The 14839-nt window shown below is 71.4% G+C and carries 13 protein-coding genes and 1 pseudogene; 4 read left to right on the top strand and 10 right to left on the bottom strand.

Annotated elements, in window-relative coordinates; genetic code table 11:
• Positions 1–15: 15 nt before the first annotated feature.
• Entirely contained in the window at positions 16–1821 is a 1806-nt protein-coding gene (locus tag ACTWQR_RS27055) for an AMP-binding protein (protein ID WP_443229769.1), read from the bottom strand.
• Positions 1822–1939: 118 nt separating this feature from the next.
• Here ACTWQR_RS27055 and ACTWQR_RS27050 point away from each other — a divergent pair, with 118 nt between their 5' ends.
• A complete protein-coding gene (locus ACTWQR_RS27050; protein WP_443229768.1) occupies positions 1940–3214 on the top strand; it encodes an acyl-CoA dehydrogenase family protein in 1275 nt (424 codons plus the stop codon).
• Positions 3211–3609, top strand: coding sequence for a RidA family protein (locus ACTWQR_RS27045; protein ID WP_443229767.1), 399 nt, complete (start codon positions 3211–3213; stop codon positions 3607–3609). The genes ACTWQR_RS27050 and ACTWQR_RS27045 overlap by 4 nt, the downstream gene beginning before the upstream one ends.
• 11 nt (positions 3610–3620) lie before the next feature.
• On the opposite strand, the gene ACTWQR_RS27040 is transcribed toward ACTWQR_RS27045, so the two are convergent.
• The gene (locus ACTWQR_RS27040) at positions 3621–3860 is read right to left on the bottom strand and encodes a DUF5999 family protein (protein WP_443229766.1); all 240 of its coding nucleotides are present in this window, start codon (positions 3858–3860) and stop codon (positions 3621–3623) included.
• 308 nt (positions 3861–4168) lie between these two features.
• On the opposite strand from ACTWQR_RS27040, the gene ACTWQR_RS27035 reads away from it, so the two are divergent.
• Complete coding sequence (locus ACTWQR_RS27035; protein WP_443229765.1) at positions 4169–4645, top strand: DUF6299 family protein; 477 nt, start codon at positions 4169–4171, stop codon at positions 4643–4645.
• A gap of 120 nt (positions 4646–4765) precedes the next feature.
• Here the strand turns inward: ACTWQR_RS27035 and ACTWQR_RS27030 are convergent, their stop codons facing one another.
• The 4 genes from ACTWQR_RS27030 to ACTWQR_RS27015 form a co-directional block, all read right to left on the bottom strand.
• Entirely contained in the window at positions 4766–6529 is a 1764-nt protein-coding gene (locus tag ACTWQR_RS27030) for a hypothetical protein (protein WP_443229764.1), read from the bottom strand.
• A 152-nt stretch (positions 6530–6681) separates the two neighbouring features.
• Complete coding sequence (locus ACTWQR_RS27025; RefSeq protein WP_443229763.1) at positions 6682–8004, bottom strand: NAD(P)/FAD-dependent oxidoreductase; 1323 nt, start codon at positions 8002–8004, stop codon at positions 6682–6684.
• Between the two features lies 1 nt (position 8005).
• Complete coding sequence (locus ACTWQR_RS27020) at positions 8006–9457, bottom strand: amidase (RefSeq protein ID WP_443229762.1); 1452 nt, start codon at positions 9455–9457, stop codon at positions 8006–8008.
• Between the two features lie 26 nt (positions 9458–9483).
• A complete protein-coding gene (locus ACTWQR_RS27015; protein WP_443229761.1) occupies positions 9484–10695 on the bottom strand; it encodes an Nramp family divalent metal transporter in 1212 nt (403 codons plus the stop codon).
• A gap of 233 nt (positions 10696–10928) precedes the next feature.
• Here ACTWQR_RS27015 and ACTWQR_RS27010 point away from each other — a divergent pair, with 233 nt between their 5' ends.
• Positions 10929–11975, top strand: coding sequence for an Lrp/AsnC family transcriptional regulator (locus ACTWQR_RS27010; protein WP_443229760.1), 1047 nt, complete (start codon positions 10929–10931; stop codon positions 11973–11975).
• A 100-nt stretch (positions 11976–12075) separates the two neighbouring features.
• Here the strand turns inward: ACTWQR_RS27010 and ACTWQR_RS27005 are convergent.
• The 4 genes and pseudogenes from ACTWQR_RS27005 to ACTWQR_RS26990 all read right to left on the bottom strand — a co-directional run.
• Positions 12076–12251 (bottom strand): annotated as a pseudogene (locus tag ACTWQR_RS27005) (SDR family oxidoreductase); the annotation flags it as partial.
• Between the two features lie 168 nt (positions 12252–12419).
• The gene (locus ACTWQR_RS27000; RefSeq protein WP_443229759.1) at positions 12420–13949 is read right to left on the bottom strand and encodes a helix-turn-helix domain-containing protein; all 1530 of its coding nucleotides are present in this window, start codon (positions 13947–13949) and stop codon (positions 12420–12422) included.
• 108 nt (positions 13950–14057) lie between these two features.
• Complete coding sequence (locus tag ACTWQR_RS26995) at positions 14058–14255, bottom strand: DUF4236 domain-containing protein (RefSeq protein WP_443229758.1); 198 nt, start codon at positions 14253–14255, stop codon at positions 14058–14060.
• Between the two features lie 94 nt (positions 14256–14349).
• Positions 14350–14826 carry a hypothetical protein gene (locus ACTWQR_RS26990; protein WP_443229757.1) on the bottom strand — a complete coding sequence of 159 codons (477 nt, stop codon included), beginning with the start codon at positions 14824–14826 and terminating at the stop codon, positions 14350–14352.
• Positions 14827–14839 lie beyond the last annotated feature (13 nt).

The following is a 14839-nucleotide window of genomic DNA, read 5'->3' as shown; positions in this document are numbered from 1 at the left end:
TCTAGATCGTCGGCGTCACGCGGGATCGTCGTCCGCGGGCAAGTGATCACTTTCCCCTCGCAGGGAATCGCCTTCCGCGCGCGCCGTGTTGACGTCCGTACGCAGCCGGAACCGCTGGAGCTTCCCCGTCGCCGTACGCGGCAGCGCGTCCAGGAAAAGGATCTCGCGCGGGCATTTGTACGGTGCGAGCTCGGCCTTGACGAAGGCACGCAGCGCCTCGGCGTCCTGGCGGACGCCCGCCCGCAGTACCGCGTACGCGACCACGACTTCGCCGCGTGCCGCGTCGCGCCGTCCCACGACGGCCGTCTCCACCACGTCCGGGTGACGCAGGAGCGCGTCCTCGACCTCCGGGCCGGCGATGTTGTACCCGGCGGAAATGATCATGTCGTCCGCGCGTGCCACATACCGGAAGTAGCCGTCGGGGTCGCGGACATAGGTGTCGCCTGTGATGTTCCAGCCGTCGCGTACGTACTCCCGCTGCCGTGCGTCGGCGAGGTAGCGGCATCCGACCGGGCCGCGCACGGCGAGCAGGCCGGGCGTGCCGTCGGGCACGGGCTCACCCGCGTCGTCGACCACGCGCGCGTGCCATCCCGGCACGGGGACGCCCGTGGTGCCGGGGCGGATGTGCTCGTCGGCCGCGGAGATGAAGATGTGCAGCAACTCGGTGGCGCCTATGCCGTTGATGACGCGCAGTCCGGTGCGCTCGTGCCAGGCCTGCCAGGTGGCGGCGGGGAGGTTCTCACCGGCCGATACGCAGCGCCGGAGGGAGGTGAGGTCGTACGCGTCCAGCTCGTCCAGCATCGCGCGGTACGCCGTCGGGGCGGTGAAGAGCACCGAGACGCCTTGCTCGGCGATGGCGGGCAACAGCTGCTTGGGGCCCGCCTGTTCGAGCAGCAGCGCACTGGCGCCGACGCGCATCGGGAAGACCACCAGGCCGCCGAGGCCGAAGGTGAAGCCCAGTGGGGGACTGCCCGCGAAGACATCGTCGGCATGTGGCCGCAAGACATGCTTCGCGAAGGTGTCCGCTATCGCCAACACATCACGGTGGAAGTGCATACAGCCCTTGGGACGACCGGTCGTGCCGGACGTGAACGCGATCAGCGCCACGTCGTCGGCGGCGGTGTCCACGGCGGCGTACGGCTCCTCGGGCGCGCTCCGGTTCATGAGGTCGTCGGGGGCGTCCCCTCCGTAGGTCGTGATCCGCAGCCCGGGGATCTCCGCCTTGGCGAGGTCGTCCACGGCCCGGATGTCGCACAGCGCGTGCCCGACCCGCGCGATGTCGCACATCGTGGCCAGTTCGTGCGGCCGCTGCTGGGCGAGGACCGTGACGGCGACCGCGCCCGCCTTCAGGACGGCCAGCCAGCACGCGGCCAGCCAGGGCGTCGTGGGCCCCCGCAGCAGGACGCGGTTGCCGGGCACGACACCCAGGTCGGAGGTCAGGATGTGCGCGATCCGGTCGACGCGGATCCGGAGTTCGCCGTACGTCCACGTGTCGCCGGAGGCCGTACGGAAGACCGTGCGGTCCGGGGCCGTACGGGCGAGGAGTTCGGCGGCGCAGTTCAGGCGCTCGGGGTAGCGGAGCTCCGGGAGGTCGAAGCGGAGCTCGGGCCACTGGCCGGGGGGCGGGAGGTGGTCGCGCGGGAAGGTGTCGATGTGGGCGCTTGCCGTGGTGGCGGCGGCGGTGGGCGTGGTGATGGCCGCGGTGGTCGCTTCATGAGCGGCGGCGCCCTGGGCGTAATCGTTTGCGTAAGCGCTTACGTGGGCGTCTGTCCGGGCCGAGGTCGTCGGCCGCGCGGCATCCGTGGGGTCCCTGGGGTCCATGGCGGTTCGCCCCCTTGTCGTGGTGGGCTCGCACAAGGAGCGTATCGTGTTGGTGACGACAGTCAACGGTCCGCGATAGCCTCGCAGTGCAGCCCGAACAGGGGAGAGGGGACCGGCAATGTCCGCATTCTCGCTCGATCCGGCACAGACCGCCTGGTGCGCGGAGCTGCGCGCACTCGCCGCGGACCGGCTCCGCCCGCTGGCCGAGAAGGGCGACCCGGGCCACGTCAACCGCCCGCTCGTCGCCGAACTCGGCCGACTCGGCCTCCTCGAACGCCTCTTCACCTCCGGCGCCCTCGACCTGTGCCTGATGCGGGAGTCCCTCGCGTACTCCTGCACCGAGGCGGAGACGGCCCTGGCCCTCCAAGGGCTCGGCGCCCACCCGGTCCACGCGTACGGCACTCCGGCCCAGCGTGAGCGCTGGCTGCCCCGGGTGATCGAAGGCACCGCGGTGGCCGCCTTCGCCCTGAGCGAGCCGGGAGCGGGCTCGGACGCGGCGGCGCTGGCCCTGCGGGCGGAACCGGTCGCTCGTGCCGGGGCGGGCGGCCCGGTCGGACATGAGCCTGGCGGCCCGACCAGTGCCGCCGAGCCTTCCGGCCGGTCGGGCGCCGAGCCCCCCACCTCCCTGGGCGCCGAACCCCCCGCCCCCCTGGGCGCCGAGCCCGACGGCACCCACCGCTGGCGGCTCACCGGCGAGAAGTGCTGGATCTCCAACGCCCCCGAGGCCGACTTCTACACCGTCTTCGCGCGCACCGGCCCCGACGCCGGTGCCCGTGGGGTGACCGCCTTCCTCGTCCCCGCCGACCGGCCAGGTCTCACCGGCACCCCCATCGACATGCTCTCCCCGCACCCCATCGGCGCCCTCACGTTCGACGCCGTCCCGGTGACGGCGGACGACGTGCTCGGGGAACAGGGTCGTGGATTTCGTGTCGCGATGAGCACGCTCAATCTGTTCCGGCCGAGCGTCGGAGCGTTCGCGGTCGGCATGGCGCGGGCCGCGCTGGACGCCACCCTCGCGCACACGGACCAACGCCAGGCGTTCGGCGGGGAGTTGAGGCGCCTTCAGACGGTCGCCCACCAGGTCGCGGAGATGGCCCTGCGCACCGAATCGGCCCGTCTGATGGTGTACGCGGCAGCGGCGGCGTACGACGAAAGTGATCCGGACGTGCCGAAGCGTGCCGCCATGGCGAAGCTGCTTGCCACCGAGACCGCACAGTACGTGGTCGACGCGGCCGTGCAGTTGCACGGTGCCCGGGCCCTGCGCCGCGGTCACCTGCTCGAACACCTCTACCGCGAGGTACGCGCGCCACGGATCTACGAGGGCGCGAGCGAGGTCCAGCGGGCCGTCATCGCCAAGGAGTTGTACGCCACGAAAGCCGAGGAGCCGCGATGACCACCGAGCGCGTCAACCCGCCCGAACTCTCCCCGCCCACCGGGTTCTCGCACGCCGTCACCGCCACCGGCTCCCGCCTGGTCTTCCTCGCGGGCCAGACCGCACTCGACACGGACGGAAAGATCGTCGGCGGCACCCTTCCCGAGCAGTTCGAGCGTGCCCTGGCCAATCTCCTCACCGCCCTGCACGCGGCCGGCGGCACCCCCTCCGACCTCGCCCGCGTCACCGTCTACACCACGGACGTCGAGGGCTATCGCGCCCGCGCCCCCCAACTCGGGCGTATCTGGAGGCGGTTGGCCGGACGCGAGTACCCCGCGATGGCGGTGATCGGGGTGGTCCGGCTCTGGGACACCCAGGCGCTGGTGGAGCTCGACGGGGTCGCCGTACCGGCCTGACCGGATGCGCCTCAGGCGGCGATGGCCAGCTGCTGGACCGGCACGCGGTGCGGTGCGACGACGCGGCCGTCGGGCAGCAGCGCACCGGTGTCGTCGAAGGCGATCGAGCCGTCGCACAGCAGGTACCAGCCCTGCTCGGGGTGCGAGGCGACGATGTGCGCGTCGTCGCGCCGGGAGAGGTCCGAGCGGCCGGAGAGGTCCGAGCGGTCGGAGTAGTCGGAGGACGGGCACGAAGGCTGGTGGGAACACATGGCGTACCTCCACGTGCGGTGGGTTCGGGCGGCGTTGTCGTCGCCTCGCATGGATAGACCATGCGCCCGTCGCGAACTCATCGGAACAGCCGGCCGTGAAGCGTGACAACACGCGGACAACACTCGGACGTGCCCAAGACGGACGGTGCGGACTCGCCACCAACGGACGGTGCGGACTCGCCACCGAAGGACGGTGCGGACTCGCCACCGAAGGACGGTGCGGACTCGCCACCAAAGGGTGACGATCACGCCTGCGGCGGCGCCGGGCCGGTACCTGTGGAGGCCCCCCACCCGAGGAGGTACTCCCGATGCCATTGCGCCAGGTCATGGCCACAGCCGCCGGCACCGCTCTGCTGCTGCTCGCCGCCCCGTCCGCGCACGCCCTGTCCGAGCCGTCCGTGTCCCGCGACCCCGTCGAGACGGTGACCGTCGACCCGACGGCCCAGGTCGCCGCGGACGGCACCATCACCCTCTCCGGCACCTACCGCTGTAAGGGCGGCACAGGACCCGTCTTCGTGAGCTCGTCCGTGGGCCAGCGCGCGAGCCAGGGCGTGGGCCAGGTATGGCAGGGCGTCGGCGGCACCCCCGCGCTCTGCGACGGAGCCCTGCACCGCTGGACGAACACCGACCGTGCGGAGCCGAATCGGTTCAAGTCCGGCGCGGCCCGCGTCGAGGCCACACTGATGGAGCTGCGTCCCAGCGGCGGCCTCCTGCTGCTGCCGCACTTCCACGCGGCCCAGAAGCGGGACGTCACGCTGAAGCAGGACGGCACGCTCGCCCGGTAACCAACGGCACGCCCGCCCGGTAACCATCGGTGAGAGCGCACCACGGACGGGCCCGCCCGCCGAGCCCAGAAGGCCCGGCGGGCGGGCCCGTCGCTGTCTCGGAGCTTCAGCCCTGGCTCTTCAGCCCTCCAAGAGCTCCTCACCCGGCGACGGCAGGCAACCGTCCTCAGCCGTGCGCCCCTCCACATAACTGGAATCCAGCCGGTACACACCCGCCCGTGGCACGGTCAGCTCCGTCCAGGGGCCCTTCGGGCGTACGCAGGCTCCCTCCGCCCGTAGCCACGGCGAGTACTGGACCCGTACGGTCACCGCCCCGGCGCGCGGCACCCGCAGCACCACGTCCGCCTCGCCGGCCCGGACCACCCGGGCCGGTGCCGAGGCGAGCGGTTGCGAGTCCCTGACGCGGTAGATCCGCCAGTGTGCGTCGTGCCAGACGGGCTTCAGCCAGTCCTGCCCGGAGGTGACCAGGGCGGCCTCGTGCTCGGCGGGACCGTCGGGTGTTCCGTCCGGCACGACGACGTACCCGACGGCCCAGTGACGCAGCCAGGCGTGGTAGCGCGGGGCGTCGAGCCCGTCCTCGTAGAACAGCCGCCCCCGCTCGACGTCCAGCTGCCGGTTCCAGCCCCGCATCAGCTGCGCGTGCGGGGCGAAGAGGGTGGCTTCTCGGTGGTTGCGGGCGGGCACCACCTCGACCCGGTCCCGATCGGCGTGCAACCGGTCGAGTTCGGCGAGTACGCCGGCGGTGTGCCTGGCCCAGGCCGGTACCGATGTGGTGACCCGCAGGTCGTTGACCGTGTTCATGGCGGTCCAGGTGACCGATACGGCGAGCGCGAGAGCGAGCGCGAGCAGGCGGATCCGGTGCATGGCGGCCGGGGTGGCACGCGCGGCACGCGCGGTGCCGGATCGGACGGCGTCGCATCGAGTGCTCAGCAGGGACGCGAGCAGCACCGCGGGAGCGAAGAGCGTCGCGAGCCGCTCCACATTCGTGCCGATCGGCGACGGGATCAGACAGGTCAGTACCACCCCGACGGCGTACACGGCCGCCCCGGCCCGCACCACCCGCCAGTCGCGGGGAGCCGCCCATGCCACGGCGGCGGCCAGGAGCAGCGGCAGGACCGTCCGGCCGACGGGCATGGGCTGTTCGCCCTGGAAGGGGAACAGCACGGTCGTCACGAGGCCGACGGCGACGGGCGGCAGGGCGAGCGCGAGGCACTTCGCGTACTGCCGGCGGTCGAGGAGATACCCGGCACCGGCGACCAGCAGGAAGAGCCCGGCCACCGGGCTGGCCAGGGTGGCGAGCAGCGCGCCCACGGCACCGGCGGCGAGGCGGTCCGGCTGCTCCTGGCGGCCCCCTAGGAGGCCCGCGAGTCCGAAGGCCAGCCCGAGGGCGAACGTGGTACGCCCCGACGCGACGTTGGCCCAGAGCCCGAGCGCGCCGAGCAGCGCGGGCCACAGCGGCGCCCGGCTGACGGTCCGCTCCAGCAGAGAGCCCAGCAGCCAGGTGGCGGCCACCCCGGAGAGGACGGAGACGGTACGCACGCCGAACACCGCCATCAACGGGGGCGACAGCACGCTGTAGTTGGCGGTGTGCGTGCCGCCGTACCAGAACAGTCCGTACGCCGTGTCCGGATTCCGGGCGGCGAATCCCGCCCATGCGTACTGGGCGGCGAGATCGCCGCCACCCGTCGCGAGAAACACGGCCCACACCCCGTACAGCGGGATGACGGCGAGGACTGCGACGACCGGGACCCGAGACGTCCGAAGCCGAACGGCCCAGAGCCGGAGGGGCAGAAGGGACCGGTACGCGGGCCCTGCGGAGACGTCGCGGAGGCCCGGCCCTGGCGGCTGGGCCGGGGACAGTACGGAGGACGGCGGTACGGGCATGGAGGCTGTTCCTGGGGCAGGACGGGCAGGACGGGCAGAAGGGGCCGTTGCGGAGGTGGATGCAGTTCTCGTCGGTGACGTTCACTGCTCGACGTTCCGGTCCAACGACCCGCCTCCGCGCCCGTCACGTACCGTCGCGGGCCGGGAGCGCCTCAGCGGAGTGGATGCAGGGCGGAGAGTTCGGCCGGGCTCTGCCCGGTCACGATCGATTCGGCGAGGAGTCTGCCGCTCAGCGGGCCCAGGGCGATGCCCCACATCCCGTGGCCGCCGCAGACATGGACGCGCGGTGAGCGGGTCGGGCCCACGAGGGGCAGCCCGTCCGCCGTGCACGGGCGCGGGCCCGCCCATTCGTCGGTACGGCGGCTGAAGTCGGCGCCGGGCAGCAGGGGGCGTGCCGCGTCGATGACGGCCTGGACGCGGCGCGGGTCCGCGGGCCGGTCGGGAGCGGTGAACTCCATCATTCCGGCGACCCGTACCCGGTCGCCCAGAGGTGAGCAGACCACGCGCTGGGCGGCGAAGTAGGTGGGGCCGGTGGGCAGGCCGTCGGCGGGCAGAGTGAAGCTGTAGCCGCGGCCGGACTGGACGGGGGCGCGTACGCCGAAGGGTGCCGCCAGCCGGTTCAGCCAGGCTCCGTTGGCGAGCACGGCGACGTCGGCGCGCAGCTCCGTACTGCTGGAGCCACCGGAGCCACCGAAGCCGCTGGCGTCATTGGTGCCGAGGACGGCGACTTCGCTGCCGTGGTCCCGGATACGGGTGACCCGCAGGCCCTCGACGATTTTGCCGCCCCGCTCGCGCACCGCGTCGGCGAGCGCCTCGACGTAGGCCCCAGGATTCAGGAAGCGCTGACCGTGCAGGCGTACGGCGGCGCCGGTCCGCTCGGACAGTGCCGGCTCCAGGTCTCGGGCCTCGGCACCGGTCAGGAGGTCGTAGTCGACGTGCTGGCCCGCGGCCCGTACCGCCTTCAGTTCGGCGGTGAACGGCGCGCGGGCGGACTCGGTCGTGAAGGCGATCAGGCACGGGTCGCTCGGCCGTGTCGGTTCGGCGACGCCGCCCCGGGCGAGTTCGTCGTACGCGGCGAGCGCCTGCCGGTTCAGCGGGGCCAGCGCGCTCATCGCGACCCGCCAGCGCCGAGGTGTGCTGTTGCGGCTGAGTGACAGCAGGAACCGGGCCAGGCGGGGGTCCGCGCGGGGCGGGATGTAGAGCGGCGAGGCCGGCGAGAGCAGCGAGCGCAGGCCCAGCCGCAGGGCGCCCGGCTCGGGCAGCGGCACGGCGAGGGCGGGGGAGAGCCAGCCGGCGTTCCCCCAGGACGCGCCGGCCGCGACGTGCCGGCGGTCGACGACGGTGACCTCGACGCCCGCTTCCTGGAGAAACCAGGCGGTGGCGAGTCCGGTCATGCCGGCGCCGACGACGACGGCGCTGCGCGGCGGGCGGTTGGGCGTCGCGTGGCTGGGTGTCGGGCGGCTGGGTGTCGTCACGTCAGGCTCCCTCTCGGCTCGCCCGGACGGCGGGCGGCCTGCGCTCCCCGGTCCGCGTCGCCTGCTCGAAGGCGTGCCCGGCCTGGAGGACCGCCATGTCCTGCCGGTGCGGGCCGACCACCTGAAGCCCGACGGGCAGGCCTCCCGCGGTGAAACCGGCCGGCACCGACAGCGCGGGACAACCGGTGACGGAGATCAGGTAGGCCGAGCGCATCCAGTCCAGGTAGGTCTCCATCGGGGTGCCGTCCACGGACGCGGGGTACGGGAGCCGGATGTCGAACGGGGCGACCTGGCTGACCGGCAGCAGCAGCAGGTCGTACGTCTCGAAGAACTCCCGGACCCGGTGGTAGAGGGCGGTCTGCAGCAGTTGTGCCCGGCCGAGGTCCGGGCCGGTGAGCCGGCGGCCCTCCTCGATGTTCCAGACCACGTCCGCGGCCATTCGGTGGTGGTGCTCGTCCAGCAGGGACCCGTAGGCGAGCTCCATCTGCCAGGCGCGCTGGACGAGGAAGACCTCGTCGGCGCCGGACAGGTCCGGGCACGCCTCCTCGACCTCGCAGCCGAGCGAGGCGAACACCTCGACCGCCGGACGCAGCGCGTCCCGCACCTCGGCGTCGACGGGCACGGCCCCGCCGAGGTCGGCGGACCACGCCACCCGCAGACCGCGCACATCGCCGTCCAGGGGTCCCGCGAAGGCGGAGCCAGGCGTCTCCAGGGAGAGCGGGGCGCGCGGGTCGGGGCCCGCCAGCACGGACAGGGCCAGCGCGACATCCGCGACCGTCCTTGCCATCGGACCCTTCACCGACAACTGCCCCCACGGCGCCTTGTCGGGCCAGGACGGCACCCGGCCGGGGGAGGGGCGCAGACCGACGACGTTGTTGAAGGAGGCGGGGTTGCGCAGCGACCCGCCGGTGTCACTGCCGTCGGCGATCGGCTGCATACCGCAGGCGAGCGCCGCTCCCGCGCCGCCGCTGCTCCCGCCCGCGCTGCGGGAGAGGTCGTACGGGTTGCGGGTGGGCCCGAACACCTCGTTGACGGTGTGCGAACCCATCCCGAGCTCGGGGACGTTGGTCTTGCCGATGGTGATGGCCCCGGCGTTCTTCAGACGTTCGACGGCCAGGTGGTCCAGGTCGGGGACACGGTCGGCGAAGATCGGCGAACCGTACGTCGTACGGATGCCCGCGGTGTCGTGGAGGTCCTTGTGCGCGACGGGCAGCCCGTGCAGCGGACCGATCTCCGCGCCCGCCATCAGCCGCGCGTCTGCCTTCGCGGCTTCCTCCAGCGCCTGGTCGGCGACGAGGGTGACGATGGCGTTCACCGCCGGATTGACGCGTTCGATCTGTTCCAGGTGGGCGGTGACGACCTCCCTGGCGGACACCTCGCGGCGCCGGATCGCGGCGGCGAGACCGGTGGCGCTGCGGAAGCAGACCTCATCCGTGCCGGCTGCGTCGTTCATGGGGTTCACGAAGGGATTCACGCCTCTCAGAACGTTTCCTTGACCTGTACGACGGCCAGCACCCCGAAGAGGATGAAGGCGCCGGACAGCAGCACATTCGACATGACCTTGTTGCGGTGGAGGGGCTCGATGCCCCGGCGGTTGAGCAGCACCAGCAGCGCCCCGGACAGCAGGGGCAGGATCAGGGATCCGAAGGCGGCGTACGTCAGCACCAGGGCGACCGGCTTCCCCATGAACGTGACGGCGATCGATGCGGCCGCGCAGTAGAGCACGAAGGCACGGAAGGGCCGGCTGTGCTGTGCCATATGGGGCTCTGCGTCGGACTCCGGAATGCCGCGCATGGTCCGCAGGGAGTCCGCCAGCAGGTAGCAGAGGGCGTTGAACCCGCCGACGAGGGCGCTCAGTGTCACGAAGAAGAAGGTCAGCAGGAAGAGGACGCGGGCCACCGACCCGAGGTCCGCGCCGAGCGGGTCGGCGAGTGCGGCCAGCCCGTCATTGCCGCTGATGGTGTTGCCGGTGCCGTAGAGCAGACCCGTCCCGACGATGGTGGTGCAGAGCACGAAGAGGAAGGTGACGGTGTAACTGACCGCGGAGTCCGCGCGCATGACGGGCAGCCAGCTCCGATGCTGCCAGGCCCGCTCCCGTACCCAGTAGCTGTACGAGGCGATCCCGGCCGTGCCGCCCACTCCGCCGATGAGGGCGAGCACCGTCACCACATCTCCCTCCGGCAGCCTCGGACGCATCGTGGAGACGAGGCCCGACAGATCGTCGACGGTGGCGAGCATCGCCACCGCCAGGACGACCATGCCGAGGAACTTGACGAGAATGAACGCGCTCATCACCCGCTCGAAGAGCGCGTACCGGCCGACGTACACGAGCGCGGCGGACGCCAACGCGATCGCGATGCCCAGCGGCCGCGCGGGGAGCGCGGGAAACAGCGTGGACAGTGCCAGCGAGGCCACCGAGCTCAGGGCGGCTCCGTACAGCAGTCCGATGACCAGGACGAACACGAAGAACGCCACCGGCAGCCAGCGGCCGACCGACCGCAGGCTCGCGATCACGGTCTGGCCGGTCGCCATGTACAGCCGTCCCACCGCCTCGGTGAGCGCGAACTTCAGCACGACGCCGATGAGGATCGCCCACAGCAGGGCCATCCCGTACCCGGAGGCGCCCGCGAGCGACGTCACCATGTCCCCGGCGCCCACGCTCGCGGCCGCCAGGACCAGGCCGGGGCCCATGAGGGCCAGTCGCCCTCGCCGGGTGGTGGGGGCTTGCGCGGGTTCAACCGCCGGCTGCCGGAGGGGAGTCGCCGGCGTTGTTCCTTGCGTCGCGGTCACGTCGATCATCTCCGTACGTCATGAAAGCGGGAGTCATCGGTTCGTGCGGCTCATGTCCTGCAGGTTCGGGCACGCTGACGGAAGGGAACAAGAATCTGAGCCGAAGTGACGGAATCAGCCATATGCTTGGTGCGATGAACGCACGGCAGACGGTTCCGGTGGCGGATTCGCTGGACCGACGCATCATCAGCGCACTGCAGATCGACGGCCGGGCATCGTGGCACCGCATCGCGGCGGCACTCGGCGAGGCCGAACGCACCGTCGTCCGCCGGGGAACGCGACTGCTCGACTCCGGACAGGTGCGGATCGGGGCCATGGCGCTGCACGGCCGCAGCACGGTGGTCGGGGTGCGCTGTGCCCCGGGGCAGGCGCGGATGGTCGCGAGCGCGCTGGCCCGCCGGCCCGACTGCGTCTTCACGCACGTGCTGACCGGGTCCCCGGACTGTGTCGCGGAACTGCTCTGCCCCCGGGAGCAGTTGGCGAGCCTGGTGATGGACGAACTGCCCGGGCTGCCGGGCATGGTGGAGACGTTCACCCTGCCGGTGCTGCGCCACATCCGCACGATCCGGGAATGGCACTCGGGTCTGCTCACAGAGGACGAGATCGCCGCGCTGGCGGGCCCGAGCGAGGCCTCCGTGTCACCGCTCTCGTCGCCGTCGCCGTCGCCGCCGCCGTCAACGTCGTCGTCCGTCGATGGTGATGTGATGCCCCCCGGTGACATGGCGGACGAACTCTCCCGGTCGGACCGGCTGTTGCTGAACGCGCTGGCCGAGGACGGGCGATGCACCTACGAGGAACTCGGCCGCGTCGCCGGGGTGTCGGAGGCCACCGCGCGGCGGCGGCTCGGCGCACTGCGGCGGGACGGCAGGGTACGCATCCGTGCCGTGATCGAGCCGGCCCTGCTCGGGCTGCCGGTGGAGGCGGTGCTTCGGGTACGTACCACTCCGGCCAGGGCCGAGGCGGTGGCGGCGGCGCTGGCGGACAACGTCCATGTCCGGTACGCCAGTTTCGTCACCGGAGAGCACCAGATCCTGGTGCTGGCGGCGCTGCCCAGCGAGTCGGCTCTGTACGACTTCGTCACCCGGGCGCCCTGGCTACGGGACGTGGCATCCGTGGACACCTCGCTCGTCCTCAGCTCACTGAAGCGCGGCGGGATGCCCGCACGTCGGGGGCTGGACTGAGCTTCACGACCGACTGACGCGAGCACGAGTCACGGGTGGCGGCCCGCCCGAACCGGCCGGCCGCCACCCGTAGTTGAGGCACCTGTGCCGTCGAGCCGTCTCACGAGATCTCCGTGCGCAGGGCATCGGAGATGGACTTGCGCCGCCGTGCGCGGTGAGGCCGCCGTCGACGGGGATCTCGGCGCCGGTGATGAAGGAAGCGTTGTCGGAGAGCAGGAAGACCACCAGCGGGGTGATCTCGTCGACGGTGCCGGTGCGCATCACGGGTCCCTCGCGTCCCGCCGCACGCTCGTCAAGAGACCGCCAGGTCGAAGACGTGGATCGAAGACGTAGGACGAAGGAGCGTAATCATCACGGTAGTTGGAGCAGTGCGGCAGGCTGTTCCCGTCGAGCGGGTGGCCCCGCTTTCCCGCAGGCCGCATGGGGTGCGACGGCACCGGCTCCTCAGATGTCCCGGAAGATCTCGATCTGCGCCCCGACCGTGTTGAGCCGCTCGGCCAGATCCTCGTACCCGCGGTTGATGACGTACACGTTCCGGAGTACGGACGTGCCCTCGGCCGCCATCATCGCCAGCAGGACGACCACGGCGGGCCGCAGCGCGGGCGGGCACATCATCTCGGCGGCCCGCCAGCGGGTCGGGCCCTCGACCAACACCCGGTGCGGGTCGAGGAGTTGGAGGCGCCCGCCGAGCCGGTTCAGATCGGTCAGGTAGATCGCGCGGTTGTCGTAGACCCAGTCGTGGATCAGCGTCTTGCCCTGAGCGGAGGCGGCGATGGCCGCGAAGAAGGGGACGTTGTCGATGTTCAGGCCCGGGAACGGCATCGGGTGGATCTTGTCGATCGGCGCCTCCAGCTTGGAGGGCCGGACGGTGAGGTCCACCAGGCGCGTACGGCCGTTGTCGGCGAAGTACTCGGGCGTACGGTCGTGGTCGAGGCCCATCTCCTCCAGGACCGCCAGCTCGATCTCCAGGAACTCGATCGGCACGCGGCGCACGGTGAGTTCGGACTCGGTGACGACGGCGGCGGCCAGCAGGCTCATCGCCTCGACCGGGTCCTCGGAGGGCGAGTAGTCCACGTCCACGTCGATGTTCGGTACGCCGTGCACGGTGAGCGTCGTGGTGCCGATGCCGTCGACCCGTACGCCCAGCGCCTCGAGGAAGAAGCACAGGTCCTGGACCATGTAGTTGGAGGACGCGTTGCGGATGACGGTCGTGCCGTCGTGGCGCGCGGCGGCGAGCAGCGCGTTCTCGGTCACGGTGTCGCCGCGCTCGGTCAGCACGATGGGGCGGCCCGGGGTCACGTCGCGGTCCACCCGCGCGTGGTAGAGGCCCTCGGTCGCCGCGATGTCCAGTCCGAACCGGCGCAGCGCGATCATGTGCGGCTCGATCGTGCGTGTGCCCAGGTCACAACCGCCCGCGTACGGCAGCGTGAAGCTGTCCATACGATGCAGCAGCGGGCCGAGGAACATGATGATCGAGCGCGTACGGCGGGCCGCCGCCGCGTCGATCGCCGCCATCTCCAGCTCGGCCGGCGGCACGATCTCCAGGTCCACACCGCCGTTGATCCACCGGGTGCGTACGCCGATGGAGCCGAGCACCTCCAGAAGGCGGTACACCTCCTCGATGCGGGCGACGCGGCGCAGCACCGTGCGGCCCCTGTTCAGGAGCGAGGCGCAGAGCAGCGCCACACAGGCGTTCTTGCTGGTTTTCACGTCGATGGCACCGGAGAGCCGACGGCCGCCCACCACTCGTAGATGCATCGGACCCGCGTACCCGAGCGAGACGATCTCACTGTCCAGGGCCTCACCAATTCGAGCGATCATCTCAAGGCTGATGTTCTGGTTCCCGCGCTCAATGCGGTTCACAGCACTCTGACTGGTGCCGAGCGCCTCGGCCAACTGCGTCTGTGTCCAGCCCCGGTGCTGACGGGCGTCACGGATGAGCTTGCCGATGCGTACGAGGTAGTCGTCTGCCATAGCGCGACCGTATATCGGATGTGAGATAAACGAAAAGTGGAGTTAGCCCTTCCGGGTGACGGTGACCGACTTCGGAGCTGTCACGGGGGAGTTCGGAGTGGCCTGGCTTCAGCGGCGTCGTGTGCGCGTCGTGCGGCGCCAGCCGAAGGGGCCCGGCAGGTCCATGGACGTCGTACGTCGGCCCGTACTGCTGTGGGTGCGCCGCGGTCCGTGCCGGCCGCCCGTCGTGATCGACCAGGACCGGCGGTTGATGTTCAGCCGCACCCCCGGCAGGATCCGGAAGCTCTTGCGGAACGTGAGGGGCATCCGTGTCTCCTTTCGTCGGCGGCCGGGTACCCCGAGTGCCGGCGGACACGCCGAGTGCGCGTACTTGAGATGCGTACCCCCCTTGTGGGGCACGTCAGTTGGGGGGCGAGTTCTCTGCCGGGCCACTCGGGGCCTGTGTGGTCGTGACCGGATCGGCCGGAATCTCTCCTCTGAGCAAGCCAATGAAGGCGTCGGCGAACCTCAGCAGCAGGCTCGTCTCCAGGTCGCCGCCGAAGGACTCCTTCTCACCGCCGGTCCCGAAGGCGTTCGCAACGTCCTTGGGGATCACGGGCGCCCGCTGTACCAACCGCTGTCGGACCCGCTCCGACAGGGCGACGACCAAGGCGACTCGATCGGGATCCGTGCCGAGGTGCTCATCCAGGCACGAAGAGACGCACCCTGTGAAGCCCACTGTCGCCTGCAGCTCCCAGTCGGCGCGGGCACCGTCCAGCCAAGCGGGACGGCCGACGACGCCGCCCGCCTCCTCGGACAGTAGGTGGAGCCACACCTCTGCCTGGAAGTCCCGGGCCCAGAACCCGGACCCGCCGTAGTCCATGTAGGAACTTCCCATGGGCCCAGTAGAG

Origin of the sequence: Streptomyces sp. 2A115, from assembly GCF_052245575.1 — a bacterium.
Taxonomy (GTDB): Bacteria; Actinomycetota; Actinomycetes; order Streptomycetales; family Streptomycetaceae; genus Streptomyces.
Note: the sequence above shows the minus strand (reverse complement) of the source record. Positions and strands in the feature narration are given on the sequence as shown.

Bases quoted from the DNA above. Each gene is read 5' to 3' on its own strand.
- ACTWQR_RS27040 (WP_443229766.1), bottom strand. From the start codon at position 3,860: ATGTGTTCCCACCAGCCTTCGTGCCCGTCCTCCGACTACTCCGACCGC.
- ACTWQR_RS27030 (WP_443229764.1), bottom strand. From the start codon at position 6,529: ATGCCCGTACCGCCGTCCTCCGTACTGTCCCCGGCCCAGCCGCCAGGG.
- ACTWQR_RS27010 (WP_443229760.1), top strand. From the start codon at position 10,929: ATGAACGCACGGCAGACGGTTCCGGTGGCGGATTCGCTGGACCGACGC.
- ACTWQR_RS26990 (WP_443229757.1), bottom strand. From the start codon at position 14,826: ATGGGAAGTTCCTACATGGACTACGGCGGGTCCGGGTTCTGGGCCCGG.
- ACTWQR_RS27000 (WP_443229759.1), bottom strand. From the start codon at position 13,949: ATGGCAGACGACTACCTCGTACGCATCGGCAAGCTCATCCGTGACGCC.
- ACTWQR_RS27015 (WP_443229761.1), bottom strand. From the start codon at position 10,695: ATGGGCCCCGGCCTGGTCCTGGCGGCCGCGAGCGTGGGCGCCGGGGAC.
- ACTWQR_RS27020 (WP_443229762.1), bottom strand. From the start codon at position 9,457: ATGAACGACGCAGCCGGCACGGATGAGGTCTGCTTCCGCAGCGCCACC.
- ACTWQR_RS27050 (WP_443229768.1), top strand. From the start codon at position 1,940: ATGTCCGCATTCTCGCTCGATCCGGCACAGACCGCCTGGTGCGCGGAG.
- ACTWQR_RS27035 (WP_443229765.1), top strand. From the start codon at position 4,169: ATGCCATTGCGCCAGGTCATGGCCACAGCCGCCGGCACCGCTCTGCTG.
- ACTWQR_RS27045 (WP_443229767.1), top strand. From the start codon at position 3,211: ATGACCACCGAGCGCGTCAACCCGCCCGAACTCTCCCCGCCCACCGGG.
- ACTWQR_RS27055 (WP_443229769.1), bottom strand. From the start codon at position 1,821: ATGGACCCCAGGGACCCCACGGATGCCGCGCGGCCGACGACCTCGGCC.
- ACTWQR_RS26995 (WP_443229758.1), bottom strand. From the start codon at position 14,255: ATGCCCCTCACGTTCCGCAAGAGCTTCCGGATCCTGCCGGGGGTGCGG.